Genomic DNA, 337 nt, shown 5'->3' with positions numbered 1-337 from the left:
CCTGACCTACAAGGAGTTCGAGCTCCTCAAGCACCTGGCCCAGCACCCCGGGCGCGTGTTCACCCGCGCCCAGCTGCTGCAGGAGGTGTGGGGCTACGACTACTTCGGCGGCACCCGCACCGTGGACGTCCACGTGCGGCGGCTGCGCGCGAAGCTGGGCACCGAGCACGAGGGTGCCATCGGCACGGTGCGCAACGTGGGCTACCGCTTCGTCTCCTCCGGCCGCGAGGGCGAGGGCGGCCTGGACCCCGAGGTGCTGGCGGCGGAGGAGCCGGGCGCGGCCGGCCCGGCGGGCGGCTCGGCGGCGGGGGTCGCGGAGCGCTTCGCGGACCTGCGC

At 75.7% G+C, this 337-nt stretch carries 1 protein-coding gene; it reads left to right on the top strand.

What is annotated here, in order from left to right; all coding sequences use genetic code 11:
* Positions 1-337 (top strand): winged helix-turn-helix domain-containing protein (locus tag GTR00_RS24625; protein WP_240900836.1); only part of this gene is annotated, 337 nt, incomplete at both ends.

Source organism: Kineococcus indalonis (assembly GCF_009906395.1).
Classification (GTDB): Bacteria; Actinomycetota; Actinomycetes; order Actinomycetales; family Kineococcaceae; genus Kineococcus; species Kineococcus indalonis.
Note: the sequence above shows the minus strand (reverse complement) of the source record. Positions and strands in the feature narration are given on the sequence as shown.